This window comes from Parageobacillus caldoxylosilyticus NBRC 107762 (assembly GCF_000632715.1).
In the GTDB taxonomy this organism is placed as follows: Bacteria; Bacillota; Bacilli; order Bacillales; family Anoxybacillaceae; genus Saccharococcus; species Saccharococcus caldoxylosilyticus.
The window spans coordinates 24,487-48,696 of record NZ_BAWO01000012.1; the positions used below are offsets into that span (position 1 = coordinate 24,487).

The 24,210-nt window shown below is 44.0% G+C and carries 18 protein-coding genes and 16 tRNA genes; 6 read left to right on the top strand and 28 right to left on the bottom strand.

The genetic code is table 11. The features are described from left to right. Positions 1 to 38 precede the first annotated feature (38 nt). Genes menB through GCA01S_RS05140 form a run of 4 tightly spaced genes read right to left on the bottom strand, consistent with a single transcriptional unit; the run spans position 39 to position 4,791 of the window. A complete protein-coding gene (gene menB / locus GCA01S_RS05125; protein WP_017434871.1) occupies positions 39 to 857 on the bottom strand; it encodes a 1,4-dihydroxy-2-naphthoyl-CoA synthase in 819 nt (272 codons plus the stop codon). A 1-nt stretch (position 858) separates the two neighbouring features. Beyond that, positions 859 to 1,668 carry a 2-succinyl-6-hydroxy-2,4-cyclohexadiene-1-carboxylate synthase gene (gene menH, locus GCA01S_RS05130; RefSeq protein ID WP_017434870.1) on the bottom strand — a complete coding sequence of 270 codons (810 nt, stop codon included), beginning with the start codon at positions 1,666 to 1,668 and terminating at the stop codon, positions 859 to 861. Continuing rightward, positions 1,665 to 3,419, bottom strand: a complete 1,755-nt coding sequence (menD, locus tag GCA01S_RS05135; protein ID WP_017434869.1) for a 2-succinyl-5-enolpyruvyl-6-hydroxy-3-cyclohexene-1-carboxylic-acid synthase — start codon at positions 3,417 to 3,419, stop codon at positions 1,665 to 1,667. Before menD ends, menH begins: the two co-directional genes overlap by 4 nt. Then, positions 3,412 to 4,791: an isochorismate synthase gene (locus GCA01S_RS05140; protein WP_042407778.1), complete on the bottom strand. Its 1,380-nt coding sequence runs from the start codon at positions 4,789 to 4,791 to the stop codon at positions 3,412 to 3,414. The genes menD and GCA01S_RS05140 overlap by 8 nt, the downstream gene beginning before the upstream one ends. 169 nt (positions 4,792 to 4,960) lie before the next feature. Here GCA01S_RS05140 and GCA01S_RS05145 point away from each other — a divergent pair, with 169 nt between their 5' ends. The 4 genes from GCA01S_RS05145 to GCA01S_RS05160 all read left to right on the top strand — a co-directional run bounded on the left by GCA01S_RS05145 (position 4,961) and on the right by GCA01S_RS05160 (position 8,207). Beyond that, positions 4,961 to 5,896 carry a 1,4-dihydroxy-2-naphthoate polyprenyltransferase gene (locus tag GCA01S_RS05145; RefSeq protein ID WP_017434867.1) on the top strand — a complete coding sequence of 312 codons (936 nt, stop codon included), beginning with the start codon at positions 4,961 to 4,963 and terminating at the stop codon, positions 5,894 to 5,896. Between the two features lie 86 nt (positions 5,897 to 5,982). Next, positions 5,983 to 6,747, top strand: a complete 765-nt coding sequence (locus tag GCA01S_RS05150) for a yteA family sporulation protein (RefSeq protein ID WP_017434866.1) — start codon at positions 5,983 to 5,985, stop codon at positions 6,745 to 6,747. 82 nt (positions 6,748 to 6,829) lie between these two features. Then, entirely contained in the window at positions 6,830 to 7,624 is a 795-nt protein-coding gene (locus GCA01S_RS05155) for a TIGR00266 family protein (protein ID WP_042407781.1), read from the top strand. A 175-nt stretch (positions 7,625 to 7,799) separates the two neighbouring features. Further along, positions 7,800 to 8,207 carry a GNAT family acetyltransferase gene (locus GCA01S_RS05160; protein ID WP_042407783.1) on the top strand — a complete coding sequence of 136 codons (408 nt, stop codon included), beginning with the start codon at positions 7,800 to 7,802 and terminating at the stop codon, positions 8,205 to 8,207. A gap of 205 nt (positions 8,208 to 8,412) precedes the next feature. Here GCA01S_RS05160 and GCA01S_RS05165 read toward each other — a convergent pair whose 3' ends face one another. Genes GCA01S_RS05165 through glgB form a run of 5 tightly spaced genes read right to left on the bottom strand, consistent with a single transcriptional unit; the run spans position 8,413 to position 16,321 of the window. Further along, a complete protein-coding gene (locus GCA01S_RS05165) occupies positions 8,413 to 10,812 on the bottom strand; it encodes a glycogen/starch/alpha-glucan phosphorylase (protein ID WP_042407786.1) in 2,400 nt (799 codons plus the stop codon). A gap of 4 nt (positions 10,813 to 10,816) precedes the next feature. After that, complete coding sequence (gene glgA, locus GCA01S_RS05170) at positions 10,817 to 12,253, bottom strand: glycogen synthase GlgA (protein ID WP_017434863.1); 1,437 nt, start codon at positions 12,251 to 12,253, stop codon at positions 10,817 to 10,819. Continuing rightward, on the bottom strand, positions 12,250 to 13,281 hold the full coding sequence (glgD, locus tag GCA01S_RS05175; RefSeq protein WP_042407789.1) for a glucose-1-phosphate adenylyltransferase subunit GlgD: 1,032 nt from the start codon (positions 13,279 to 13,281) through the stop codon (positions 12,250 to 12,252). The genes glgA and glgD overlap by 4 nt, the downstream gene beginning before the upstream one ends. Positions 13,282 to 13,287: 6 nt before the next feature. Continuing rightward, positions 13,288 to 14,439: a glucose-1-phosphate adenylyltransferase gene (locus tag GCA01S_RS05180; RefSeq protein ID WP_042407793.1), complete on the bottom strand. Its 1,152-nt coding sequence runs from the start codon at positions 14,437 to 14,439 to the stop codon at positions 13,288 to 13,290. Next, positions 14,390 to 16,321 (bottom strand): 1,4-alpha-glucan branching enzyme, encoded by a 1,932-nt coding sequence (gene glgB, locus GCA01S_RS05185; RefSeq protein WP_042407795.1) that lies wholly within the window; start codon positions 16,319 to 16,321, stop codon positions 14,390 to 14,392. Before glgB ends, GCA01S_RS05180 begins: the two co-directional genes overlap by 50 nt. 207 nt (positions 16,322 to 16,528) lie before the next feature. Between glgB and GCA01S_RS05190 the strand changes: the two genes are divergently transcribed. Next, complete coding sequence (locus GCA01S_RS05190; RefSeq protein ID WP_017434859.1) at positions 16,529 to 17,479, top strand: cation diffusion facilitator family transporter; 951 nt, start codon at positions 16,529 to 16,531, stop codon at positions 17,477 to 17,479. Between the two features lie 66 nt (positions 17,480 to 17,545). Here GCA01S_RS05190 and GCA01S_RS05195 read toward each other — a convergent pair whose 3' ends face one another. Next, a complete protein-coding gene (locus GCA01S_RS05195; protein ID WP_042407797.1) occupies positions 17,546 to 18,856 on the bottom strand; it encodes a homocysteine synthase in 1,311 nt (436 codons plus the stop codon). 351 nt (positions 18,857 to 19,207) lie between these two features. Here GCA01S_RS05195 and GCA01S_RS05200 point away from each other — a divergent pair, with 351 nt between their 5' ends. Beyond that, on the top strand, positions 19,208 to 20,695 hold the full coding sequence (locus GCA01S_RS05200; RefSeq protein ID WP_042407798.1) for a flavin monoamine oxidase family protein: 1,488 nt from the start codon (positions 19,208 to 19,210) through the stop codon (positions 20,693 to 20,695). 68 nt (positions 20,696 to 20,763) lie between these two features. Here the strand turns inward: GCA01S_RS05200 and GCA01S_RS05205 are convergent, their stop codons facing one another. From GCA01S_RS05205 to GCA01S_RS05290, 18 genes are all read right to left on the bottom strand, one after another. Next, entirely contained in the window at positions 20,764 to 21,477 is a 714-nt protein-coding gene (locus GCA01S_RS05205) for an SAM-dependent methyltransferase (protein ID WP_042407800.1), read from the bottom strand. Positions 21,478 to 21,675: 198 nt separating this feature from the next. Further along, the gene (locus GCA01S_RS05210) at positions 21,676 to 21,954 is read right to left on the bottom strand and encodes a hypothetical protein (protein ID WP_017434849.1); all 279 of its coding nucleotides are present in this window, start codon (positions 21,952 to 21,954) and stop codon (positions 21,676 to 21,678) included. A 408-nt stretch (positions 21,955 to 22,362) separates the two neighbouring features. Next, positions 22,363 to 22,449, bottom strand: a tRNA-Leu gene (locus GCA01S_RS05215). Positions 22,450 to 22,506: 57 nt separating this feature from the next. After that, positions 22,507 to 22,592 (bottom strand) — tRNA-Leu (locus GCA01S_RS05220). Between the two features lie 10 nt (positions 22,593 to 22,602). Further along, positions 22,603 to 22,676: transfer RNA gene (locus GCA01S_RS05225), tRNA-Cys, on the bottom strand. Between the two features lie 6 nt (positions 22,677 to 22,682). Further along, a tRNA-Gly gene (locus GCA01S_RS05230) sits at positions 22,683 to 22,754 on the bottom strand. A gap of 4 nt (positions 22,755 to 22,758) precedes the next feature. Next, a tRNA-Gln gene (locus tag GCA01S_RS05235) sits at positions 22,759 to 22,833 on the bottom strand. A gap of 15 nt (positions 22,834 to 22,848) precedes the next feature. After that, positions 22,849 to 22,921 (bottom strand) — tRNA-His (locus GCA01S_RS05240). Positions 22,922 to 22,941: 20 nt separating this feature from the next. Next, a tRNA-Trp gene (locus tag GCA01S_RS05245) sits at positions 22,942 to 23,015 on the bottom strand. Positions 23,016 to 23,024: 9 nt separating this feature from the next. Beyond that, positions 23,025 to 23,106 (bottom strand) — tRNA-Tyr (locus GCA01S_RS05250). A gap of 8 nt (positions 23,107 to 23,114) precedes the next feature. After that, positions 23,115 to 23,190: transfer RNA gene (locus GCA01S_RS05255), tRNA-Thr, on the bottom strand. A 47-nt stretch (positions 23,191 to 23,237) separates the two neighbouring features. Next, a tRNA-Phe gene (locus tag GCA01S_RS05260) sits at positions 23,238 to 23,313 on the bottom strand. A gap of 171 nt (positions 23,314 to 23,484) precedes the next feature. After that, a tRNA-Asp gene (locus tag GCA01S_RS05265) sits at positions 23,485 to 23,560 on the bottom strand. 8 nt (positions 23,561 to 23,568) lie between these two features. Further along, positions 23,569 to 23,642: transfer RNA gene (locus GCA01S_RS05270), tRNA-Met, on the bottom strand. Positions 23,643 to 23,659: 17 nt separating this feature from the next. Continuing rightward, a tRNA-Val gene (locus tag GCA01S_RS05275) sits at positions 23,660 to 23,735 on the bottom strand. 13 nt (positions 23,736 to 23,748) lie between these two features. After that, positions 23,749 to 23,820, bottom strand: a tRNA-Glu gene (locus GCA01S_RS05280). A gap of 16 nt (positions 23,821 to 23,836) precedes the next feature. Continuing rightward, positions 23,837 to 23,927 (bottom strand) — tRNA-Ser (locus GCA01S_RS05285). A 4-nt stretch (positions 23,928 to 23,931) separates the two neighbouring features. After that, positions 23,932 to 24,006 (bottom strand) — tRNA-Asn (locus GCA01S_RS05290). Positions 24,007 to 24,210: the final 204 nt, after the last annotated feature.

Genomic DNA, 24,210 nt, shown 5'->3' on the forward strand with positions numbered 1-24,210 from the left:
CATCAAGCTGCATTAGCAATGATATGTTTCCGCTTTTCTCACGGAAAACGCGGAAATTGTTGAAAGTTTGGTTTGCGTTTTTCTTTAAACGCATCTCGTCCTTCTTTCGCTTCATCGGTCGTATAGAACAATAATGTCGCGTCACCGGCCAGCTGCTGAATGCCGGCTAACCCATCGGAATCGGCGTTAAACGCTGCTTTTAAGAAGCGGATCGCCGTCGGGCTTTTTTCTAAAATTTCCTGCGCCCACTTGACGGTTTCTTCTTCCAATTGCTCGAGCGGTACTACTTTATTGACGAGCCCCATTTCCAGCGCTTCCTGCGCCGTATATTGGCGGCATAAATACCAAATTTCACGAGCTTTTTTATGGCCGACAATCCGCGCTAAATAGCCAGCGCCATATCCGCCGTCAAAGCTTCCTACTTTTGGACCAGTTTGTCCAAAAATTGCGTTGTCTGCCGCAATCGTTAAATCACATACGACATGCAATACATGACCGCCGCCGATTGCATATCCCGCCACCATCGCGATGACTGGTTTTGGGATCACGCGAATCAACCGTTGCAAATCCAACACATTTAAGCGTGGAATTTGATCCTCGCCGACATAGCCGCCGTGACCGCGAACCTTTTGGTCCCCGCCAGAACAAAACGCTTTTCCGCCTGCTCCCGTTAAAATAATGACACCGATTTTGGAGTCATCACGTGCATACGAAAAGGCGTCGATCATTTCAGCAACCGTTTTTGGACGGAACGCGTTATGTACTTCCGGGCGATTAATGGTGATTTTGGCAATGCCGTTATACGTTTCATATATAATATCCTCGTACTCGCGTTCCTTCACCCATTCAATAGCCATTTTACTCTCCTCCTCTAATGAACTCACTTACTATTTTAGCAAAAATCTCTCGTTGTTCCACATGAATTGCATGCCCCGCTTGGGAAACTGTGACCATTTTGCAATCTGGCAGATGCTCTTTCATTTCTTCGGCAATTCGACAAAACTTTTCATCCCACTCTCCGCATATCAGTAACGTCGGCGTGTTCACTTCTGACAACCGATTCCACCATGAAGGCTGTTTCCCTGTCCCCATTCCGCGCAGGCTATTGGCCAGCCCGATTTTATTATTTTTTAACCGTTCCTTACGTATTTCCTCCTGAACGCTAGACGGCAGCTGCTTTTGCGACGCAAACAGCGGCAGCTTTTCCCACTTATCGACAAATGCAGCAATTCCATATTGTTCAATTTCCCGCGCCAACACCTCATCGTTCTCTCGCCGCTTCCATCTTTCTTGCTCTGTCTTTAAACCTGGGGAACTGCTCTCAAGCACCAACTTGCGAACACGGTGAGGATAAAGGATCGCAAACGTTAAGGCAAGCCTTCCTCCCATCGAATACCCTAACACATGGACGTCCTCTACATGAAGATGGCGCAATAGTTCATCCAGATCAGCAGCCGCTCGCTCGATTTCATACCGCGCCGGGTCATGCGGCGAATCGGTAAGACCATGGCCGACGATATCGACCAGAATCAACCGAAATTCCCGCCAATATGGAAGAAACGGTTTCCACGTTTCCATGCTCCCAGTAAATCCATGCAAGAGCAAAAGCGGCTCGCCACTCCCATATTGTTCGACATGATAGGAAACACCGTTCACCAAAATGTTCATGCCATTCTCCTTTTTCCGAGAAATTCTGCTATTTCCTGGGAAACCCTTTCCCACAAAAGACGATGGATTTTTACATTCGTCTCCCTGGATGTACATACCTCAATCACATGAAGGCCATCTGTGGTGAGCGAACGGGCAACATGATGACGAAATTCGTCCCATGTTTTGCTGTTTTGGTAATTCCCTTCGTACATGCGAACAGCGTGCATAAATTGCAAATCGGTCGGCGTGCCAAACAGCATTTCGAAATGTTTTTTATGGTTTGCTTGCGGCAGGAACGAGAAAATTCCGCCGCCATTATTATTGAGAACGATAATTGTCGCATGTAATCCATGCATTTTTGCCGCCAACAGCCCGTTTAAGTCATGATAAAAGGAAAGATCACCGATGACAAGCACGAGCGGTTCGGTAACGGCGCTGGCCCCCAGCGCGCTCGACACGACACCATCAATCCCGTTGGCGCCGCGGTTCGCCAAAATGCGAATTTGCTTGTCTGTCGTAAAGAAAAAGGTATCGGCATCGCGAATCGGCATGCTGTTGCCGACAAATAAAGTAGCGCCGCTTGGCAGCAGTTGTGAAAGTTCAGTAAACACTTTTCCTTCAAATAATTCGCTTTCCGCTTGTTCCTCTAGGAGAACGGATTTCGCAATATCGTTGATCGCTTTCCAAGTTGCGGACCATTCGCTTTTTCTCAATTTTCGTCCCGCCATTTCAATGAGTTGGCGGCAAAATTCTACTTCATCGCAGTGTACCATATATGATGCCATCAATGTCGGTTCCCGCCATCCTCCGCCGCCATCTACTACAATTTGCCGGATGGATGGATATCGTTTCAGTAGCAGAAATAACGGTTTGGAAACCGGCATGGCGCCAAAACGGATCACGACATCCGGCACCAATGAAGCAGCAATCATTTCATCTTTTAATATCGCATCATAGCAATCAATAATATACTCTTTGGAATGAGATCCACTGCGCAACTGGGAAAGCGGATCCGCTAAAATCGGATAGTCCAACATTTCCGCTAACTCGGTAACCGCCTCGGCAAATTCCGGATAGTCCATTGGCCCGCAGACGATTAATCCGTTTTTGACGGAAACGAGTTGGTGATATAATTCACCAAGCTGTTTTCTATCAACGGTTGCTTTTCCGGCAATAACCTTTGTATAAGACGGTTCTTTCGCTTCGATCTGTTGCCATGTTTCTTTCTGAATCACCGGCATAAGCGGTTCACGAAGCGGAAAGTTTAGATGAACCGGCCCCGCCGGAGCACTCATTGCTATGCTCGCTGCCCTTGCTGCCATCGTCCGTGCATAGCGAAGCATCTCTGGTGTTCTTTCCGGAAGAGCCATTTCGACAAACCATTTGGCATACTTTCCATATATGTTTAATTGATCAATGGCCTGCGGCGCGCCAACATCGCGCAATTCGTGCGGACGGTCCGCCGTAACGACGACAAGCGGGATCCGTGAGTAATACGCTTCCACTAGCGCCGGAAAATAATTGGCAGCCGCCGTTCCTGACGTACAAAGAAGGGCGACCGGATGCCGTTTTGCTTTTGCCATACCAAGGGCAAAAAAGGCAGCAGAACGTTCATCTAAGTTCATATGTATGCGCATTTCCGGATGCTCCGCCATCATGATCGCCAGTGGGGTCGAGCGTGATCCTGGACTGACAACAACGTCTCGTACTCCCGTTTTTGCTAATTCATCCACAAACGCAGCAATATATAAGGTTAGTGACTCATTCATCTTGTCCCACTCCTAGCGCCGATAACATTGGAATAAATTTCACTTTCGTCTCCTCATACTCGCTGATTGGATCGGAATCACCGACGATACCGCAGCCAGCAAAAATCGATACCTCTTGTCCTTGCAACAGACCCGAACGGATGGCGACGGCGAATTCCCCGTTCCCCTCCGTATCCATCCATCCGATTGGACCGGCATACCATCCTCTGTCTAACGGCTCCACCTCGCGGATTTCTTTGACTGCTGCTTCTCGCGGTGTTCCACCTAACGCAGGGGTTGGGTGCATCTTCGCCACCATCGATAAAATAGAGGAAGCGCGGCAATGCTCCCCAATAACCGGCGTATATAAGTGTTGAATGTTTGGCAATTTTAACAGCTGTGGAGAAGGCGGCATGTAGACGCGTTCGCAAACCGCTTCCATCGCTTCTTTGATCATTTGGACAACAAAGTGATGTTCGTGAAGATTTTTTTCATCATGCAGCAGCCACTCGCCAAGCTGTTCGTCTTCCTGAACGGTTTTTCCGCGACGGATCGACCCCGCTAAACAAGTAGAGTAACATGCATCGCCTTCCTTTTTTACCAGCTGCTCCGGAGAAGCGCCAATAAAGCATTGCCCTTCTTGTTCAAACGCAAACAGATAGCTAAACGGCTGCTGTTCGCGTAGTCGCCGGAGCACCACGCTTGCCTCCACCCGATCCGCAAACGATAAGCGCGCCTCCCTCGCCAGCACCACTTTATCAAACTTCCCGCTATGAATGTTGGCGATCGTTTGTTTCACCGCATCGAACCACTGTTCCGTTTGTTTTTCTTCATATTTCCTCACGGAAGGCAAAGAATGGATCGGCGCCCGCCCTTCATGTAACAGCCGAAACAACGTTTCTATTTTTTCCATGGTTTCCTCACTCTGTCCGGAACGCACTGTCACGGTTAATGTCGCTTTTCCACCCTTGCTCGCTAAAAGAACAGCTGGCACCAGCATTTTCGCATGCGGAAAAGCGCGCCATTTTTCCGTGTGCGGTTTGTAAGGATCAAACGAAAAGCCTCCAAATAGGATGGGCCCCATCTTTATTCCGTTGGAATAATGATCTGTCTGTTCTACCCATTGCTTCCACTGTGTTTCCACCGTATGAAACCGCTCTTCTTTTTCTTCTGTTTCGATCACATACGTGCAACCAAGTCCAACATAAACGGTCTCATTGGTGCGGTCCCCCCAAAAAAAGCGCTCACGGAAAGAGCATATTGGTCCTAATGAAAAAAAATAAACCGGATCTACATCGTTCAATTCCTCCGTCCAACTAATAAACGGCCGCTTTGTTCTTTTCTCGATGAGATGCAATCGTTCGCGAATTTTATGCTGGTATAAAATTGCCACTGTAATCCCGCTTTCTTCATTAAGTTTATTACCTATTTCCTATCTTCCATTATATATAATAGGAAATAATTTATCTATTCGAAAGGGGTTGACACCTTATAAACGTTTTCCTACACTTATTGTGAATGTTTATCGAACATTATTCTATCCGAATATGAGGGGTATGATTATGCAACCATCATTACAAACAGATCGCTATTCATCGATCCACCGCCGCCGCGATTGGCGAGTTTGGTGGAGGCTTACCCGTCCACATACATTGACTGCTGCATTTGTGCCTGTTTGTATCGGCACTGTATTAGCACTTCATGAAACAGCCATTCACATCTCTTTATTTATCGCCATGCTTATCGCTTCTTTGTTGATTCAGGCAGCAACCAATATGTTCAATGAATATTATGACTACAAGCGCGGGCTCGACTCCCCGGAATCGGTAGGAATTGGCGGGGCGATTGTCCGTGAAGGAATACATCCAAAAACCGTTTTATATTTAGCCGTTGCTTTGTTTGCTGTTGCGACGCTGATCGGTGCCTATATTTGCATGAATAGCAGCTGGTGGCTTGCATTGATCGGTTCCATCTGCATGGCAGCGGGATATTTCTATACAGGCGGCCCGGTGCCGATTGCCTATACCCCGTTTGGCGAACTTGCAGCCGGATTTTTTATGGGACTGGTAATTATTTTAATTTCCTTTTTCATTCAAACGGGCGAAGTAACAAAAACAGCAATTCTCATCGCAATTCCGATTGCCATTTTAGTTGGGGCGATTTTACTAGCCAATAATATCCGTGACCTTGATCGAGACAAAGAGAAAGGGAGAAAAACGCTGGCGATTTTAGTCGGCCGGAACAATGCGATCCGCATTCTTGCCGGTATGTTTGCCGTTTCGTTTATTTGGATGACGGTGCTGGCTTTCTCTCATATCGTTTCTTTCTGGACGATGCTTGTCTTTTTCAGCGTCCCGAAAGCGGTAGCAGCAGCGAAAGGGTTTATCGGCAAGACGAAACCAATTGAAATGATGCCAGCGATGAAAGCAACGGCACAAACAAATACACAATTCGGGTTTTTATTAGCTGTCGGCCTGCTGATCAGCCATTGGCTATAACACGGTTGGAAATAAGCCGTGTTTTTTTTTTATTTTTGGTTCATACTACAAGGTAAACGGTTTATTTTAGGAAGGAGTTAATCATGATGTTAACGAATGAACAACTAGCCGCCTTCCGCAAACAACTTCTTCAGGCAAAACAGGAAATTCAAGAACGACTGCAAAACAACGATCACTTTGGCAAGCTGCGGAGCCATGCGCATGATGCGGTCGGCGAACTTGCAAGCTATGACAACCACCCTGCAGACGATGCAACCGAGCTGTATGAACGGGAAAAAGATATCGCACTGAATGAACATACGGAACGGGAATTAAAAGAGATTGAACATGCACTTGAGGCGATGGACAACGGCACATACGGCATCTGTGAAGTTTGCGGCAGACCGATTCCCTATGAGCGGCTGCAAGCTCTCCCAACGACCACCTTTTGTAAAGAGCACAGCCCTGACCACACCGTTTCGCAAAAGCGGCCGCTGGAAGAAGGTGTGTTGATGCCCCCGTTTGGAAAGTTTGATTTGGATGACCGCGATGAATCGGTGGCATATGACGCAGAAGATGCCTGGCAGGAAGTCGCGCGCTACGGCTCCTCCGATACCCCTTCCGATTTAGGAAAAAATGTTGATTATTATGGTGAAGTGTATGCCGAATCAGAGGAAAATGTCGGATATGTCGAAGATTTGGAAAATTTCGCGGCAGTCGATTTACACGGAAAAAATGTGAAAGTATATCCAACAAGGGAACACGAACTGTTAGAAAACATTTTGGATGATGAAGGAATTATGTCGAATATCGGTGATTTGCCCGCCTATGAAAAAGACCCATATACGGAAAAAGAAGACCATCGACGTTGATGGTCTTTTTTTGAAACAAAAAGAGGTTCCCGTCCGTATAAAGAATATATAGCATAGAAATGATGAGATGGAGGAGAAAAATATGAACGCACATGAAATTGACTACAAATTATATGGCGATGACATGCAATTTGTAGAAATTGAACTAGATCCGCAGGAAAGCGTCATCGCCGAAGCAGGCGGAATGATGATGATGGAAGACGGGATCACGATGGAAACCGTATTTGGAGACGGATCTCAGTCCGAAAAAGGATTTTTGAACAAATTGGTTGGTGCAGGGAAACGATTATTGACAGGAGAAAGTTTATTTATGACGGTGTTTACGAACAACAGCACCGGAAAACGCCGCATTTCGTTTGCCGCCCCATACCCTGGAAAAATTATTCCAATGGACTTGAGCGAGCTTGGCGGCAAAGTGATTTGTCAAAAAGATGCCTTTCTTTGTGCAGCCAAAGGCGTTTCGGTCGGCATCGATTTTCAGCGCAAACTTGGCACCGGCTTTTTCGGTGGCGAAGGATTTATTATGCAAAAACTCGAAGGGGACGGACTCGCCTTTTTACATGCAGGCGGAACCATTTATAAGCGCGAGCTGCAGCCCGGCGAGAAATTGCGCATTGACACCGGCTGCCTTGTAGCGATGACAAAAGAAGTTGATTACGATATCGAATATGTCGGCAAAATTAAAACCGCCTTTTTTGGCGGCGAAGGCTTGTTTTTCGCAACATTAACCGGACCGGGAACCGTCTGGGTGCAGTCGCTTCCGTTCAGCCGGCTTGCTGACCGAATTATCGCCGCCGCGCCAAGCACGGGGAGCCGTTCTGTTGGAGAAGGCAGCATCCTCGGAAGCATTGGCGACTGGTTGGATGGTGATGATTAAGAGAGAGGATGAAATTAAACATACTATAATGATTAGAGGATATTATGTTCAGTATGAGAACATATATCCTCTTTTTTCATACATAATACATAATAGTTCCATTATTTAGATATTGAAATATTGTACAATTATAAGAATTTATAGTATTATTACCTAAAAAAGGGGTTAAAATATTATGAATTTTCGCGATTTCACATTGAATGATTTTGATTCAGTTATTCATTTATGGAGAAAAGCTGGATTAATTCTATCCCGTTCTGACACATTAGAAGGAATTAAGGAAAAATTGAAAAGAGACCCAGAATTGTTTTTTGTCGTAGAGGAAGATGGACGAATTATAGGTGCAGTAATGGGTTGTTACGATGGTAGAAGAGGATGGATAAATCATTTAGCTGTTGACCCAGAATATCAAGGGCGAAATATAGGTCGGGAAATCATGATGGAACTCGAAAAGCGGTTTAAAAAACTTGGGTGTGAGAAAGTAAATCTATTGATTGAGAAGGATAATTGTAAAGTTCAAGGATTTTATGAAAAATTGGGTTTTAAAACGGATGAATTAATATTCATGGAAAAGTGGATTTAGTTATCTATTGTGAAAGTATGTTTATTCTGCTAATGGAGTTCTTATAGTTGAATAGTGCCATAATCTATGGTGCTATGAAGTGAGGAATAGATGGCTACGGGTGTGTTAGTTTAATAAAAGATAAAAGGAGAACACATATTATACATGACTAATATGGTTCTCCTTTATTTTTTATTTAGGTCTTGATAACGAGGACCTCTCTTTTTTATTTAACTGGATGAATGTCCCATATTTCATTCGCATACTCCTGAACGGTCCGGTCGCTTGCAAAATAACCGGAATGGGCGATATTGATCGCGCTCATTTTCAGCCACCGTTCCCGCTCTTGATACACTTGTTCTACTTTTTCCTGCGCCTCGACATAAGCGGCGAAATCGCGCAAAACAAAATATTCATCGTTCTGTGCTAAAAGCGAATCGTAAATCGGCTCGAAATGGTCGTGGGCATCTGGGAAAAACCCGTTGATAAGCTGATCGACAACTTGTTTAATCCGCTTGTCATGATGGTAATATTCATGGGAGCGATAACCCCCGTTTTCATAGTAGCTTAGCACTTCATCCGCCGTAAGCCCAAACAGAAACATGTTTTCTTCTCCAACCGCTTCCAAAATCTCGACGTTGGCGCCGTCTAGCGTGCCAAGCGTAATCGCTCCATTCATCATAAACTTCATATTGCCAGTGCCGGACGCTTCTTTGCTGGCCGTGGAAATTTGCTCGCTTACATCCGCGGCAGGAAAAATTTCTTCCGCTAGCGAAACACGATAGTTTTCCAAAAAAATAACTTTCAGCTGTTCGTTTGTCTGTTTGTCCTTATTGACTTTTTCGGCGATAGAATGGATCAGCTTAATAATGCGCTTCGCATAATAATATCCCGGCGAAGCTTTGGCGCCGAAAATAAAAGTGCGCGGATAAATGGAAAAGATTGCATCTTCTTTCAGCCGATTATACAAATACATAATGTGAAGAACATTTAACAACTGCCGCTTATAAGCATGAAGACGCTTCACTTGCACATCAAAAATCGATGATTCATTCACGACGATCCCCGTCTTTTCATAAATGAGCTTGGCTAATTTTGCTTTGCGCTGCTGTTTGACTTTCGCGAGCGCCTGCTGAAACACAGAATCGGAGGCGTACGGTTTTAACTCGATCAACGCCTGCGGCTCTTTTATCCATCGTCCGCCAATGGTATCGGTAATTAATGCAGAAAGCTCGGGATTAGCCTTTAACAGCCAGCGGCGATGGGTCACTCCGTTTGTCTTGTTATTAAATTTTTGCGGTTCGAATTCGTAAAACAGCCTCATTTCCCGTTTTTTTAAAATCTCGGTGTGCAGTTTGGCAACGCCGTTGACGCTATGGCTGCCGACAATCGCCAAATGCGCCATTTTAACAAGTCCGTGGGCGATGATCGCCATTTCTTCAATTCGTTTCCAATCACCAGGATAATAATTCCAAAGGTCGCGGCAAAACCGTTCGTTAATCTCCTCGACAATCATGTAAATGCGCGGCAACAGCGGCTGAAAAATGTGAATCGGCCATTTCTCCAGCGCCTCGGATAGCGTCGTATGGTTTGTATACGAAATCGTGTTTGTTGTAATATGCCAAGCGTCTTCCCAGCTCATTCCTTCCTCATCTAATAAAATCCTCATCAACTCCGGAATTGCTAAGGCCGGATGCGTATCGTTGACATGAATGGCGACATATTTATGCAGTTCATACAGATGCCCGTGCTGGCGGCGATGGGCGCGAACGATGCTTCCAATGCTGGCGGCGACGAGAAAATATTGTTGTTTTAGCCGCAAAATCTTCCCTTCTTCATGGGTATCATCGGGATACAAAAACTCAGAAATCGCCTCCGTTTCCCGTTTATATTGCATCACATCTTTATGGACCGGAAATGTTTTCGCCGGCTCCGCGCTCCAAAGCCGCAATGTATTGACCGTTTTTGTATGGTAACCGATGATTGGCATGTCATAAGGAACAGCCATAACCTTTTCGCTGTCGACATGGCGGAACGTCAGCCTGCCGTTTTGCTGCGATATTTCCACTTTCCCCCAAAAGTTCACTTCTACTGCTAATTCTTCTTTGCGGATCTCCCATACATTGCCATGGCGCAGCCATTGTTCTGGGAGTTCCACTTGATATCCGTCGACAATTTTTTGGTCAAACAATCCATGTTTATACCGAATCCCGCAGCCATGTCCAGGCAAATCGAGCGAAGCAAGCGAATCTAAAAAACAGGCGGCAAGGCGGCCGAGACCGCCATTGCCTAACCCCGCGTCCGCCTCGCATTCCTCGATATCCTCAAGGCAAATACCTAAATCGCGCAATCCTTCTTCGACGACATCGCGAATGCCGAGATTCAACAAGTTGCTGCCGAGAAGACGCCCTAATAAAAATTCAATCGACAAATAATAGACTTGTTTCTGCTTGCGCGCCCGATTTTGCTCGTTCGTCTGAATCCAGTTTTTGCTGATATATTCGCGGACCATGTTCCCTAGCGTGTTGTATTGATCGCGCGGTGTCGACTCTTCAAACCGTTTGCCGCACAACGTCTCCAGCCGTTTTAAAAACGCTTTTTTAAACTCGTCTTTATTCGAGAACATGGCGCTACCCCCTGTTTACTAAATCCATATATACTTCGTTGTACTTAGCCGCCGATTGAGCCCAGCTATAATCGCGGCTCATCGCCTCCTTCATCAGCTTTTCCCATATCGTCTTATCGTTATAAAACGAAAGCGCGCGGCGAATCGTATATAACATATCGTGGGCGTTAAAGTTCGTAAAACTAAATCCGTTTCCTTCTCCCGTAAACTCATTATACGATTGCACCGTATCGTTTAGTCCTCCTGTTTCCCGCACGATCGGGATCGTTCCATAGCGGAGCGCAATCATCTGGCTGAGACCGCACGGTTCGAACAGGGAAGGCATTAAAAACAGATCCGCCCCCGCGTAAATTTGATGAGCCAATGGTTCGTTGAACCCAATATATGCTTTTACTTTATCGGGATATGCGGCTGCCATCTGGGAGAAAAACTGTTCAAAATGCCAATCCCCTGTCCCAAGCAAAATAAATTGAACGTTCTCGGCCATTATTTCATGAAAAACACATTTGACTAAATCAAGTCCTTTTTGCGTTGCCAGTCTAGTGACCATGGCAATGATCGGGACGTCTTCCTGCACAGGCAAGCCAAAATATTGTTGAAGCGCATGTTTGTTGAATCGTTTTTTCGAAAGTGTCCGTGCGTCATATTTCATTGCAATAAAGGGGTCGGTTTGCGGGTTATATATGTCCTCATCAATACCGTTTAAAATCCCGATGAAATCACGCTGCCTCGCCCGCAGCAGCCCATCAAGCCGCTCCCCATAATATTCGGTCTGAATTTCTTCTTTATATGTAGGACTGACCGTTGTAATGACATCAGCAGAAACAAGCGCTCCTTTCATAAAGCTGACATTCCCGTAAAATTCCAAGTGTTCTATTGTAAAATAACGGTCGCTTAAATTTAATAGATCTCCTAAAATTTCGCGTGGGAAAATGCCTTGAAACTGCAAATTATGAATCGTAAACACCGTGCGGATCGGCGCATAAAAAGAATCCTGCCGATATTCTTCCCGCAATAAAAACGGAATCATGCCTGTATGCCAGTCATGGCAATGAATAATGTCGGGACGGAACGGAATGACAGGGAGAGCGTCTAAAACCGCGCGGCAAAAATAAGAAAACCGTTCCCCATCATCATAATGGCCGTATAACTGATGGCGCTTAAAGTAGTATTCATTATCGATAAAATAGTAAACAACCCCTTGATGCTCCAGCATTTCGATTCCGCAATACTGCCGGCGCCACCCGACTCTGACGACAATCTCGGCAATTTTTTTCATCGCTTTTTTAAATTCCAGCGGAATTGTTTCATATTTAGGCATGATGACGCCGACATCCGTCCCTAATTTCCGCAATTGTTTTGGCAGCGCTCCCGCGACATCCGCCAGACCTCCCGATTTGGCAAATGGGACGCATTCTGATACAACAAATAGCACCTTCACTGATTCATCAACTCTCCTTGTACGGTTCCTTTGCGAATCACAAACGGATGCCGCTCTGTTCCTCGTAAAGAAACTCCGTTTTCAATTTTTGCATCTTTATCCACAATGACCGAATCAAGATAGCACTGTTCGCCAATTTGACTTTTTTGCATAATGATGCTGTTTTTGATCACTGCTCCCTTTCCAATTTTAACAGAACGGAAAATAATGCTGTTTTCTATATGTCCTTCAACAATGCAGCCGTTGGCAATCATCGAATTTTTTACAACCGCTTTTTCCGTATATTTCGTCGGCGGCTCATCCTTTACTTTTGTGTAAACCGGGCGCGACTTCATAAATAATTGCTGCCAAATATCTCTATTTAGCAATTCCATGCTATGCCGAAAATAACTTTCGATCGAATCAATGACAGCTGCATATCCATCATATTCATAGTCACAAATTTTCAAGGAATGACGATGATCTTGGACAACATCAACAATACTGTAATAGCCGGTTTGTCGGTGATTAGCGATTAAATCGAGCAACAATGACGTTTCTAGCACAAACATTTCAAGCGAACGCCCTTGATGGCGAACTTCGGTAATATCGCATTCGTTCGCAATATGGCGCTCTAACACCGCTTCATAATCGATATTGCAAATCGTATAGCTATTACAAATAACGGCATATTTTTGTTTGCTGCGCAAAAAATAGTCAATATGTTGTTCAAAATGCGCAAATGCGCCAACGTGAGGCTTTGGAATCGATAAATCCGGAGATGGGAAGAAAAATAATCCGTCACGTTTGCGGTTTAAATCCCAGTTTTTCCCCGAACCTAGATGATCCATTAACGAACGGTATTGATATTTTGGAAAAATGGCCACACTCTCGATCCCGGAGTTCACCATGCTCGACAATACAAAATCTATCAATCGGTACCTCCCCGCAAACGGCACTGCCGCAACAGAACGATGCAACGTTAACGGCTGAAGCGGTTCGATATACATCGTTGCATCAATAACTCCTAGCATCCATTTATTACTCATTGCTGCTCATCCTTTCCAACTATCTTCTCTGCTCTGCTCCTGCAGCCATTCTTTTGTGACAAGAAGAACATCATCAGAGCGAATCACTGCATATGGCGGAATTTCGATATTCGGCGGCACGATCGCCCGTTCGATATATACCCCTTCGCCAATCACTGCATCCGGCATAATGACGCAATCTTTCACCACCGCTCCCTTGCAAATATGAACACCTTGAAACAATACGGAGTGCTCGACATTCCCTTCTACCACACATCCCTCATTCACAAGCGAATGAATGACGATAGCTTCATCGGAAATGTATTGTGGCGGCTGATTCGGATTGACAGAATAAATCCGCCATGAGCGATCAAATAAATTTAATTGATTTCCCTCGTCCAACAAATCCATATTCGCTTCCCATAAGCTTTTCACTGTGCCGACATCTTTCCAGTAGCCTTTAAACGGATAAGCAACGAGCCGCTTTTTCTCGCGGAGCAGCAACGGAATCACATCTTTGCCGAAATCATGGCTCGAATGCGGATCGGCGTTGTCAATTTGCAAATATTCCTTTAAAATCGGCCAATTAAAAATATAAATTCCCATCGAAGCGAGGTTGTTTTTTGGATTCGCTGGCTTTTCCTCAAATTCGATAATTTCCATTTGTTCGTTTGTATTCATAATGCCAAACCGGCTTGCTTCCGACCACGGTACTTCGATGACGGAAATGGTTACATCCGCTTGTTTCGCAATATGATAGTCCAGCATTTTGCGATAATTCATTTTATAAATATGGTCGCCTGATAACACTAGCACGTAATCAGGATCATATTGTTCAATATAATTGATATTTTGATAGATCGCATTTGCCGTTCCCTCATACCACTTCACACCGGATGATACCGAGTACGGTGGAAGAACGGTAACGCCGCCATTTCTCCGGTCCAAATCCCAAGCGCTGCCGATGCCGATATAAGAGTGGAGAAGAAGCGGCTGGTACTGTGTTAACACTCCGACCGTATCAATGCCTGAATTGGTACAGTTGCTCAAGGTAAAATCAATAATCCGATATTTGCCGCCAAACGGAACGGCTGGTTTCGCAATGTTTTTCGTCAAAGAACATAAACGGCTACCTTGCCCTCCGGCCAATAACATGGCGATGCATTTTTTCTTCCTCATTCTTTTTTCTCTCCCCTCGTTTTTTCACTGGTCGTAAAATAGAAATGCCAAACGGCGGAATCGTCATCCGAACGTGATACGGTTTTCCATGAAACGGCTCGTTGATCGCTGCAACCCGTTTTGTATTGACGTTTCCCCATCCCCCAAACTCGGCGGCATCGCTGTTGAGAATTTCCCGATATGTCGTAAACAGCGGGACACCAACTTTATAATTGTGATACGTTTTGTTTGTGAAATTGCAAACAATAACAAGCAAATCATTTTCTTTTTTTCCGCGGCGAATGAAAGAAAAAACGCTCTGTTCGGCATTATGCACATCAATCCACTCGAATCCTTCTGGAGAATGATCTAGTTCATAGAGAGGACTATAACGCTTATAGCATTTTAATAATTGCTTCATATAATGATTCATATTGTGGTGCATGTCAAAATCAAAAAGCATCCAATCAAGCTGTTCCAGGTCTTTCCATTCATCGAATTGCGCGAATTCCCCTCCCATAAACAGCAGCTTCTTGCCGGGGTGCGCCAACAAATACCCATACAATAACCGCAGCTGCGCAAACTTTTCCTCATAGGATCCGGGCATTTTATTTAATAGCGACTTCTTGCCGTGCACCACTTCATCGTGAGAAAAAGGCAAAATGAAATTTTCCGAATACGCGTACAAGAGGGAAAACGTTACTTTATGGTGCACATATTTGCGCTGTTCCGGCGGAGTTTCCATATACGTCAAAATGTCGTTCATCCAGCCCATGTTCCATTTATAGTTGAACCCTAATCCACCGTCATACGTCGGCGCCGTCACGCGCGGCCAGTCTGTTGAATCTTCGGCAATCATTAATATGTTCGGATCATAGGCGAACACCGTTTCGTTTAATTTTTGAAAAAACTCGACTGCATACGTATTTTTGTACGGCACGTCACTGTTTGGCCAATATAACATATTGGCGACGGCATCTACGCGAAATCCGTCCACATGGAAATATTCCATCCAAAATAACGCATTGGAAATCAAAAAGCTGCGTACTTCCGGCCTGCCAAGGTCAAAGTTTGCCGTTCCCCATATGTAGTTTTCTCGATCCTGTATGTTGGCATATTCATAGGTAGGAGCGCCGTCAAACATATATAGACCGTGGGCATCTTTGCAAAAATGCCCCGGAACCCAATCAAGAATGACACCGATCCCCGCTTGATGACAGCGGTCGATAAAGTGCATCAAATCGTGCGGTGTCCCGTAGCGGCTCGTCGCGGAGTAATATCCCGTTCCTTGGTATCCCCAAGATCGGTCGAGCGGATGCTCGACAAGCGGGAGCAACTCAATATGAGTAAACCCGTGTTCCAACACATACGGAATTAACTCATCTGCCATCTCTTGATATGTATAAAAACTGCCGTCCGCTTTCTTTTTCCACGAACCAAAGTGGAGCTCATAAATGAACAAGGGATTTTCATAAATCCGCTTCCGCTGCTTCTTCCGCTTCCAGGCCTGATCTTTCCATCGATATCCTTTCATATTGTAGACAATGGAGGCAGTATGAGGACGCAACTCGGAGTAAAATGCATAAGGGTCGGATTTTAACAAAACATTTCCATCCTTCGTAATAATCTCATATTTATATAAATGCCCTTCTAAATTTTCCGGAATAAAAATCGTCCATACGCCTTGATCGCTGACTTTGATAAGATGAAAATTAGTTCCGTTCCATTCGTTAAAACTGCCGACTAATCGCACTTCGCGTGCATGCGGAGCCCATACGCAAAAACGCGTTCCAACCATTCCATCCTGTTTAATGACATGAGCGCCAAACAGTTCATAGCTTTTATACAAGCTGCCTTCATGAAACAAGTAAATTTCGAAATCAGTAGGGCTGACGGCAATCAATTAGTATCGCATCCTTTCCTAAAGATTCTTACAGTATGTTACTTATATTCTATAAACATAGATAAATTCCTTGATAAGGAATTTTATATTTTTTGACAATATTCAACATTTGCTATTTTCCCTTCGACAAAAATTTTTTTGCACCTTTTCCAGGAACTATATTATAATATATATAAATTAATAATTATTATAAAAAAGAGGTGTACTATGTCGCCAATTCAATACGATTACCATCATCTTCCGCATGTCAAAACACAAACCCAATCGAAAAAAGCGCTTTGGATTACCCTTGCATTAACATTGTTTTTTACGATTGTGGAAATTGTCGGGGGATTGCTGTCCAATTCTTTAGCGCTGCTTTCCGATTCCGCTCATATGGCATCCGATGTATTGGCGCTCGGGCTTAGCATGGTTGCTCTTTACCTTGCGACACGTCCTCCCAACCGACGCTTTACCTTTGGCTATTTGCGCTTTGAGATTATTACATCGTTTTTAAACGGGCTTACGTTAGCCATTATTGCCATTGGAATTCTTTGGGAAGGAATTCAACGGTTTATTTCTCCTGAACCTATTAACTTTCGCTTAATGTTGATGATTTCTTCCATTGGTTTCGTCGTGAATCTCATATTGACCATCGTCCTGAGCCGAAGCACAAAAGAAGAGGAAAATTTAAATATTAAAAGCGCCTTATGGCATTTTATCGGCGATTTGCTCAGCTCGATCGGCGTAATTATTTCAGCGGTACTGATCTACTTGACCGGCTTCTACTTTTTTGATCCGCTCATCAGCATTATTATCGCCGGCATCATTTTTACCGGCGGGGCGAAAATTATTCGCGAATCTTATCTCATTTTAATGGAAGCCGTTCCCGAACAGTTTGATCTTGACCAAATTCGCAAGGATATTCACCAAATTGAAGGCGTCGAGGATGTGCACGACATGCATTTATGGGCCGTTTCCACCGACCATTATTCGTTAACCGCACACGTATTTATTAACGAGCATATCCAGCCGTTTTGCGTCATCTTAGCCATCAACGAGATGCTAAACGAAAAATACGGCATTAAGCATACCACCATCCAAGTCGAACATGCCATGATTCATGACCACGGCAGCTACGGAAAGGCGTTTCTTCATAAAAAGAACCACGGACAATGACAAAGACCGCCAATGCCAACGGCAAAGGCGGTCTAATCGTCATTCGATAAGCTCCATATTTATCGCTTACTTCACAATGGAAGTTACAGTTTGGCTAGCTTTGATTGCTTGTTTTAGATCATATAGAATATCATCAATTGCCTCTGTGCCAACCGATAAACGAATAAGTCCTGGCGTAACGCCAGCAGCTAATTGTTCTTCACTGCTTAATTGCTGATGCGTAGTGCTAGCAGGATGAATAATTAATGATTTAGAATCGCCAATATTGGCTAAGTGAGAGAATAGCTGAACAGAATTAATTAATTTTTTCCCTGCTTCAACGCCGCCTTTAATTTCAAAGGTTACGATGGCACCTTGCCCTTTTGGCAAATACTTTTTCGCCAACTCATAAGAAGGATGGCTTTCTAAACCAGGGTAGCTTACTGATTCAACGGCTGCCTCTTTTTCTAAAAACTTCGCTACCTCTAAAGCATTTTGGCTATGACGTTCTAAACGTAAATGTAAAGTTTCAAGCCCCTGTAAAAATAAGAATGCATTGAATGGTGACAATGCTGCACCAAGATCTCTAAGCAGCTGGACGCGTGCTTTCGTAATATAGGCCGCTTCTCCAGCAGCTTCTGTATAAATGAGGCCATGATAGCTTGGATCTGGCTCGGTGAATTCCGGGAACTTTCCGCTCTTCTTCCAGTCAAACTTTCCACTATCGACAATAATTCCACCGATTGAAGTTCCATGTCCTCCAATAAACTTTGTTGCAGAATGCACAACAATATCGGCGCCAAAGTCAATTGGACGAAGCAAATATGGGCTAGGAATGGTGTTATCAACAATTAGCGGAATAGAGTGATTATGAGCAATTTCCGCAACGGCTTCAATATCTAAGACGTCACATTTTGGATTTCCGATCGTTTCAGCAAACAGGGCTTTTGTTTTGCTTGTAATCGCCCGTTCAAAGTTTTTCGGATCGGTGGAATCCACAAATTTAACGGTAATTCCGAATTTAGGCAGCGTGTGAGCAAACAAATTATACGTTCCGCCATAAATGCTTGACGAAGAAACAATTTCATCTCCAGCTGAAGCAATATTGATAATGGAATAAAAAACAGCTGCTTGACCGGATGAAAGCGCAAGCGCCCCCACACCGCCTTCAAGAGCAGCAACCCGTTTTTCAAACACATCGTTTGTTGGATTAATAATTCTCGTATAAATATACCCTTCTTCTTTCAAGCTAAACAAATCGGCAGCATGCTGACTGTCATTAAATACAAACGAGCTTGTTTGATAAATCGGTACAGCTCTTGATAAAGTTGTAGGATCTGGCACTTGCCCTGCATGCACCGCTAACGTTTCAGGCTGAAGCTTTCTTTCATTTGACATAATCAGTTTTCCCCCTTCTAAATGCAATTTGGATAAAATTTTCCCAAAAGAGATATCTATCTTCTTGGCATAAGAATAAAGATATTTTTAGTTGAAGCATGCCAGATTTTATTTTACCTACTAAACTAATAGGTTTAGTTCCATGTATAAAAAATTTACTCCTAAAATCGATAAATGTCAATTCACTTTTCTAAACTTTCGAAAAAGGAGCAGTATTGCAAAATTAGAGTAAAGGAGCAGCATACATGCAGCTCCTTTTTTGCATAACTGCACTTTCTAGCTGAATAAGATGACAGTAAGCCATCTTTTTGTCAGCTCATGGTCTGATGAGCATTGTTGAGGAGGGAAAGCATGTCAGATTATGTATTTCCTAAGTTATCATCCGATCAAATGATTTCGATCATCAGAAATGGACTTCCAAAAACCAAAATTCCCAAGAAGATCATCATTGTTGGCGCGGGTATGGCAGGACTAGTCGCGGCCTCTTTGCTTAAGCAAGCTGGACACCAGGTAACAATCCTTGAAGCTTCTGAAAGGGTGGGTGGGCGAGTCTATACATTGCGATCTGATTTTAGGGATGAGCAGTATCTTGAAGCGGGTGCGATGCGTATTCCCCATATTCATTTTTTGACTTTGGAATATATAAGAAAATTCCGCCTCCCGGTTAATCGGTTTATCAACACGACTCCTAACGACATTATCTATGTTAGAGGAATCAAAACCCGTTTAAAGATATATGAAAGGAACCCTGATATTTTGGGCTTTCCGGTAGCCCCGCATGAAAGAGGAAAAACCGCAACACAGTTGCTTCAATCAGCAATAAAGCCCGTAACCGATTTTATCAACCAAAACCCGCGGAGAAATTGGCCTTTGGTCATAAGAGAGTTCGATAAATACTCGATGGACGCTTATTTGCGATACAACCCGTTTGGAATCAGATTATCTTCGGGTGCCATCGATATGATCAAAGTACTTCTTACACTAGAAGGATTTCCAGAGCTTTCTTTCCTGGAAGCGTTACGCGAACTAATGATCTTGTTTACTCCTAATATTGTCTTCTATGAAATCACGGGCGGTAACGACCAACTCCCTAAAGCGTTTGTCCCTCAATTGAAAGATAATATCATCTTCGGGCAAAAGGTAAAGAAAATTGTGCAGCACAACAACCAAGTAACGATTCATTCTGTCCATACAAAAATCTTGGAGCCATTTCAAATCACCGGTGATCTTGCGATTGTGACCATTCCTTTTTCAGTCTTACAATTTGTAGAGGTTGAACCACATGACTCTTTTTCTTATCACAAATGGAAGGCCATTCGGGAACTTCACTATGTGGGTTCTACGAAGACCGGCATCCAATTTAAAAGCAGGTTTTGGGAAAAGGAAGGCATATATGGCGGGAAAACCATTTCTGATCTTCCTATTACGTATACTCAATACCCGAGCCATGGCCTCAATACAACAGGACCAGGCGTTGTTTTGGCTAGTTATACATGGGAGGATGACACTATACCCTGGGATAGTTTGAGCGATGAAAGTCGTTTGGAATATGCATTAAAAAACTTGGCCACTATTCATGGTAAACAAGTATATCGTGAGTTTGAAACAGGAGTGAGCCACAGTTGGGTTCGATATCCTTATTCTGCCGGAGCTTTCACCATGTTTAAACCAGAACAGGCGACAGAACTATCTCCTTATATTTCCACTCCCGAAGGAAGAGTTCATTTTGCGGGCGAACATACCTCCTCTACCCACGGTTGGATCCAAGGTGCCATCGAATCCGGAATACGTGTTGCATATGAAGTCAATGACTTGCCAAAAACTATCTTTCAGTCCTAATCCCCCATAAAAAAGCGGGGAATGTAGAAGAGACATTTCCCGCTTACAATTAGTAAGCATCCTTTTGATTATTTTTTCCTCATAATTTTTAGCATAGTATTGGTGTTCTTTTGAAATTCATAAGGAACTTTCATTTCTTCTGTAATCCATCCTAAATGGTGTATATCACGGATTAGTTCATCCAAGTATTTATATCTCTCACAAGCAAAGTTAGTTGTAGGAAAAATCCTTATTTCATCTTTGGTTACACGCATAAGTTCTTTTATAGTCTGTAAATGAAAGTTATAGTCCAGTTTATCTTCATAAAGAAATAGAAAGTTTGCTGAAAGTGTCAAGTCAAACTGCTTATCATCAAACGGTAAGGTCGGTAAAACGGCAGGAATATAGCGATTCTTATTTCGTTTCATGTCTGAGATGCATTGATTCAATACTTGTGTTCTTATCTGTTTCAACTCATCAACTGATTGAAAATAATCCCACAAAAAATTTTTTTGAATATCAGCCCTTTCCATGTTAGACATGGTGGTTTCAATATCTTGTAAACCTTTTTGCTCTAATTGTTCAATAGGAAGATAATAAGCCATATCACATGCTGTAACATCCATTCCAAGTTGATTGGATACTGCCGTAAAGGAACATGCCCCAGCAGGGCAATCAAGAATCTTACGCCTCACTAAATCTTCTTTGACAAGGCCGAACATTCGCATGTATTCATCCCAAGTCCTACCAATAAAGACAATGCGATTCAAATCCCACTTGTTCACTGCCTCAGATTTACTCATCTCTACTCACCTTTCTTAACTAATCTAAACTAAGCTCTGTAAATACATATACCAAATATACACAATTTAGCACACATCAAATAGCTCTTTAGTTAAATGCGTTATACCGCTCGTTAGCCAATCACGAAACGAGCTTCACCACAGATGATGGAAGTTAATTTGTTCTTCCATGGGAGTTGAGTTCTTTGTATTTTGCTACTAAATATCTAATAATGGCAGTAGTATGTCTTCGACCCACTGTATAAATTTTTTATGTGCCTCATCATAATTCCTCGCTTTGAATATTAAAGCACCAAAATCTTTATCTATTTCATATGTTGTACCGAATAATTCCGCCAGCTTATTGTTGTCAAATTCATTAAAAAACACCTCCCAGTTTCCTTCATCATCATTCCAGAAACCCGTAGCAGAAGTATAAAAGCCTGTCTGTTCTTGATAATAATCTAAATGCCAATGTCCATAACTCTCTTCAATCATAAAAATCCCACCTCATTTTTATAACGTTTATTCAACCTTCCCCGTTAATCGAACAAAGATAACTATGCCTTATTTCAAGCATCGTTACCGTTAGTCGAGAGTTAACCTCTTTTTATTCTCTTATTTTAGGTTCTTTATATGAAATTACGTCAATTATATGATTTCATCGTACATTCCTGCAAAATTTTTATAACTCTGCCTTTGCATAACCCGTACTTTTGCTAATTTAATACCTCACCTTTAAGATTATTTCAACTAGACATGATCCTAAAAGGTGCTTAACAATACGATGGAAATGTCATCTTTTTTGTTCACACGATTAGCCTTTTGCTTTAGTTCGTTAAAAAACAAAAAAGCCAATGCTCTGAGTCGCTCAAAGCATTGGCTTTACAGGCTTTTCGTTATGTATGGTGCCGATGGTGGGAGTCGAACCCACACTCCCTCACGGGAACACGATTTTGAGTCGTGCGCGTCTGCCAATTCCGCCACATCGGCGTAAAACACATATCTGATTATACAATAGCAACAATAGAAAGTCAACAACTTCTTTCATGCCGAGGGCCGGACTCGAACCGGCACGGTAGTTACCTACCCCAGGATTTTAAGTCCTGTGCGTCTGCCAATTCCGCCACCCCGGCGCCACATCAGTGGAGGCGGCACCCGGATTCGAACCGGGGATAAAGGTTTTGCAGACCTCTGCCTTACCACTTGGCTATGCCGCCACAGAAAGCGGAAGACGGGACTCGAACCCGCGACCCCCACCTTGGCAAGGTGGTGTTCTACCACTGAACTACTTCCGCATTATGGCTGGGGTAGCTGGATTCGAACCAACGCATCACGGAGTCAAAGTCCGTTGCCTTACCGCTTGGCTATACCCCAACAATAGAAGGAAAGGGCGACTAGTGGGAATCGAACCCACGCATGCCAGAGCCACAATCTGGTGCGTTAACCACTTCGCCATAGTCGCCACAAACTGTTATTCTTTTATGGCAGGGGCAGTAGGAATCGAACCCACACCGGAGGTTTTGGAGACCTCTGTTCTACCATTAAACTATGCCCCTGCGTGAAAATGGAGGGGGACGGATTCGAACCGCCGAACCCAAAGGGAGCGGATTTACAGTCCGCCGCGTTTGGCCACTTCGCTACCCCTCCGTAATTGATGGTGCCGACTGCAGGACTTGAACCCGCAACCTACTGATTACGATTCAGTTGCTCTACCAATTGAGCTAAGTCGGCATATAAGGATTAATATACACTCTTGACATATTGAAGTAAAAAGTAGATGGTGGCTCGGGACGGAATCGAACCGCCGACACAAGGATTTTCAGTCCTTTGCTCTACCGACTGAGCTACCGAGCCATATATATTTTTGAATTTTTATTCGTTAGTTGCGCCTTCCTCTACTGGCTAAACTTATGTTCTATGTCCCTTCCTCTTCTGGTTATTCAAGGATGTTAGATGCGTCGGGACAACTCGGAGCTTATTCATCGATGCTGAGGCTCGTTGCTACCGAGCCGATATATTTATGAGTGGCGGTCCCGACGGGACTCGAACCCGCGATCTCCTGCGTGACAGGCAGGCATGTTAACCACTACACTACGGGACCTATACAGATTGCGGGGGCAGGATTTGAACCTGCGACCTTCGGGTTATGAGCCCGACGAGCTACCGGACTGCTCCACCCCGCGACGATATGATAACTTGGTGGTGGAGGATGACGGGATCGAACCGCCGACCCCTTGCTTGTAAGGCAAGTGCTCTCCCAGCTGAGCTAATCCTCCAGCAAAAAGAAAGTGACCCGTACGGGATTCGAACCCGTGTTACCGCCGTGAAAGGGCGGTGTCTTAACCACTTGACCAACGGGCCATGTGTAATTAAGTAGTGGCGGAGAGCAAGGGATTCGAACCCTTGAGGCGCTATTCACGCCTACACGATTTCCAATCGTGCTCCTTCGACCACTCGGACAGCTCTCCAAGATGGCTCCGCAGGCAGGATTCGAACCTGCGACCAATCGGTTAACAGCCGATTGCTCTACCACTGAGCTACTGCGGAATAAGACAAAGATTAAGCTATACCCACTTTTATTTTACATTGCCTCTTCCTCTTCTAGCAAATCCAAAGATGCTTGATGCGTCGAGGCAACTCGCAGCGGATTCACGGAAGCATAAACTCGTTGCTCCCCACTGAGCTAATGCGGAATAATTTGGACAAGTATTATTATAATGACCAATGCCGCTGTGTCAAGAGTTTTTTTAT

What these genes read in the sequence shown, in the direction of transcription:
- GCA01S_RS05145 (WP_017434867.1), top strand. Translation starts at nt 4,961, where the DNA reads ATGCAACCATCATTACAAACAGATCGCTATTCATCGATCCACCGCCGC.
- GCA01S_RS05165 (WP_042407786.1), bottom strand. Translation starts at nt 10,812, where the DNA reads ATGTTCTCGAATAAAGACGAGTTTAAAAAAGCGTTTTTAAAACGGCTG.
- GCA01S_RS05180 (WP_042407793.1), bottom strand. Translation starts at nt 14,439, where the DNA reads ATGAGGAAGAAAAAATGCATCGCCATGTTATTGGCCGGAGGGCAAGGT.
- GCA01S_RS05160 (WP_042407783.1), top strand. Translation starts at nt 7,800, where the DNA reads ATGAATTTTCGCGATTTCACATTGAATGATTTTGATTCAGTTATTCAT.
- GCA01S_RS05205 (WP_042407800.1), bottom strand. Translation starts at nt 21,477, where the DNA reads ATGAGTAAATCTGAGGCAGTGAACAAGTGGGATTTGAATCGCATTGTC.
- GCA01S_RS05200 (WP_042407798.1), top strand. Translation starts at nt 19,208, where the DNA reads ATGTCAGATTATGTATTTCCTAAGTTATCATCCGATCAAATGATTTCG.
- GCA01S_RS05190 (WP_017434859.1), top strand. Translation starts at nt 16,529, where the DNA reads ATGTCGCCAATTCAATACGATTACCATCATCTTCCGCATGTCAAAACA.
- GCA01S_RS05150 (WP_017434866.1), top strand. Translation starts at nt 5,983, where the DNA reads ATGTTAACGAATGAACAACTAGCCGCCTTCCGCAAACAACTTCTTCAG.
- GCA01S_RS05195 (WP_042407797.1), bottom strand. Translation starts at nt 18,856, where the DNA reads ATGTCAAATGAAAGAAAGCTTCAGCCTGAAACGTTAGCGGTGCATGCA.
- menB (WP_017434871.1), bottom strand. Translation starts at nt 857, where the DNA reads ATGGCTATTGAATGGGTGAAGGAACGCGAGTACGAGGATATTATATAT.
- menD (WP_017434869.1), bottom strand. Translation starts at nt 3,419, where the DNA reads ATGAATGAGTCACTAACCTTATATATTGCTGCGTTTGTGGATGAATTA.
- glgD (WP_042407789.1), bottom strand. Translation starts at nt 13,281, where the DNA reads ATGAGTAATAAATGGATGCTAGGAGTTATTGATGCAACGATGTATATC.
- GCA01S_RS05155 (WP_042407781.1), top strand. Translation starts at nt 6,830, where the DNA reads ATGAACGCACATGAAATTGACTACAAATTATATGGCGATGACATGCAA.
- menH (WP_017434870.1), bottom strand. Translation starts at nt 1,668, where the DNA reads ATGAACATTTTGGTGAACGGTGTTTCCTATCATGTCGAACAATATGGG.
- GCA01S_RS05210 (WP_017434849.1), bottom strand. Translation starts at nt 21,954, where the DNA reads ATGATTGAAGAGAGTTATGGACATTGGCATTTAGATTATTATCAAGAA.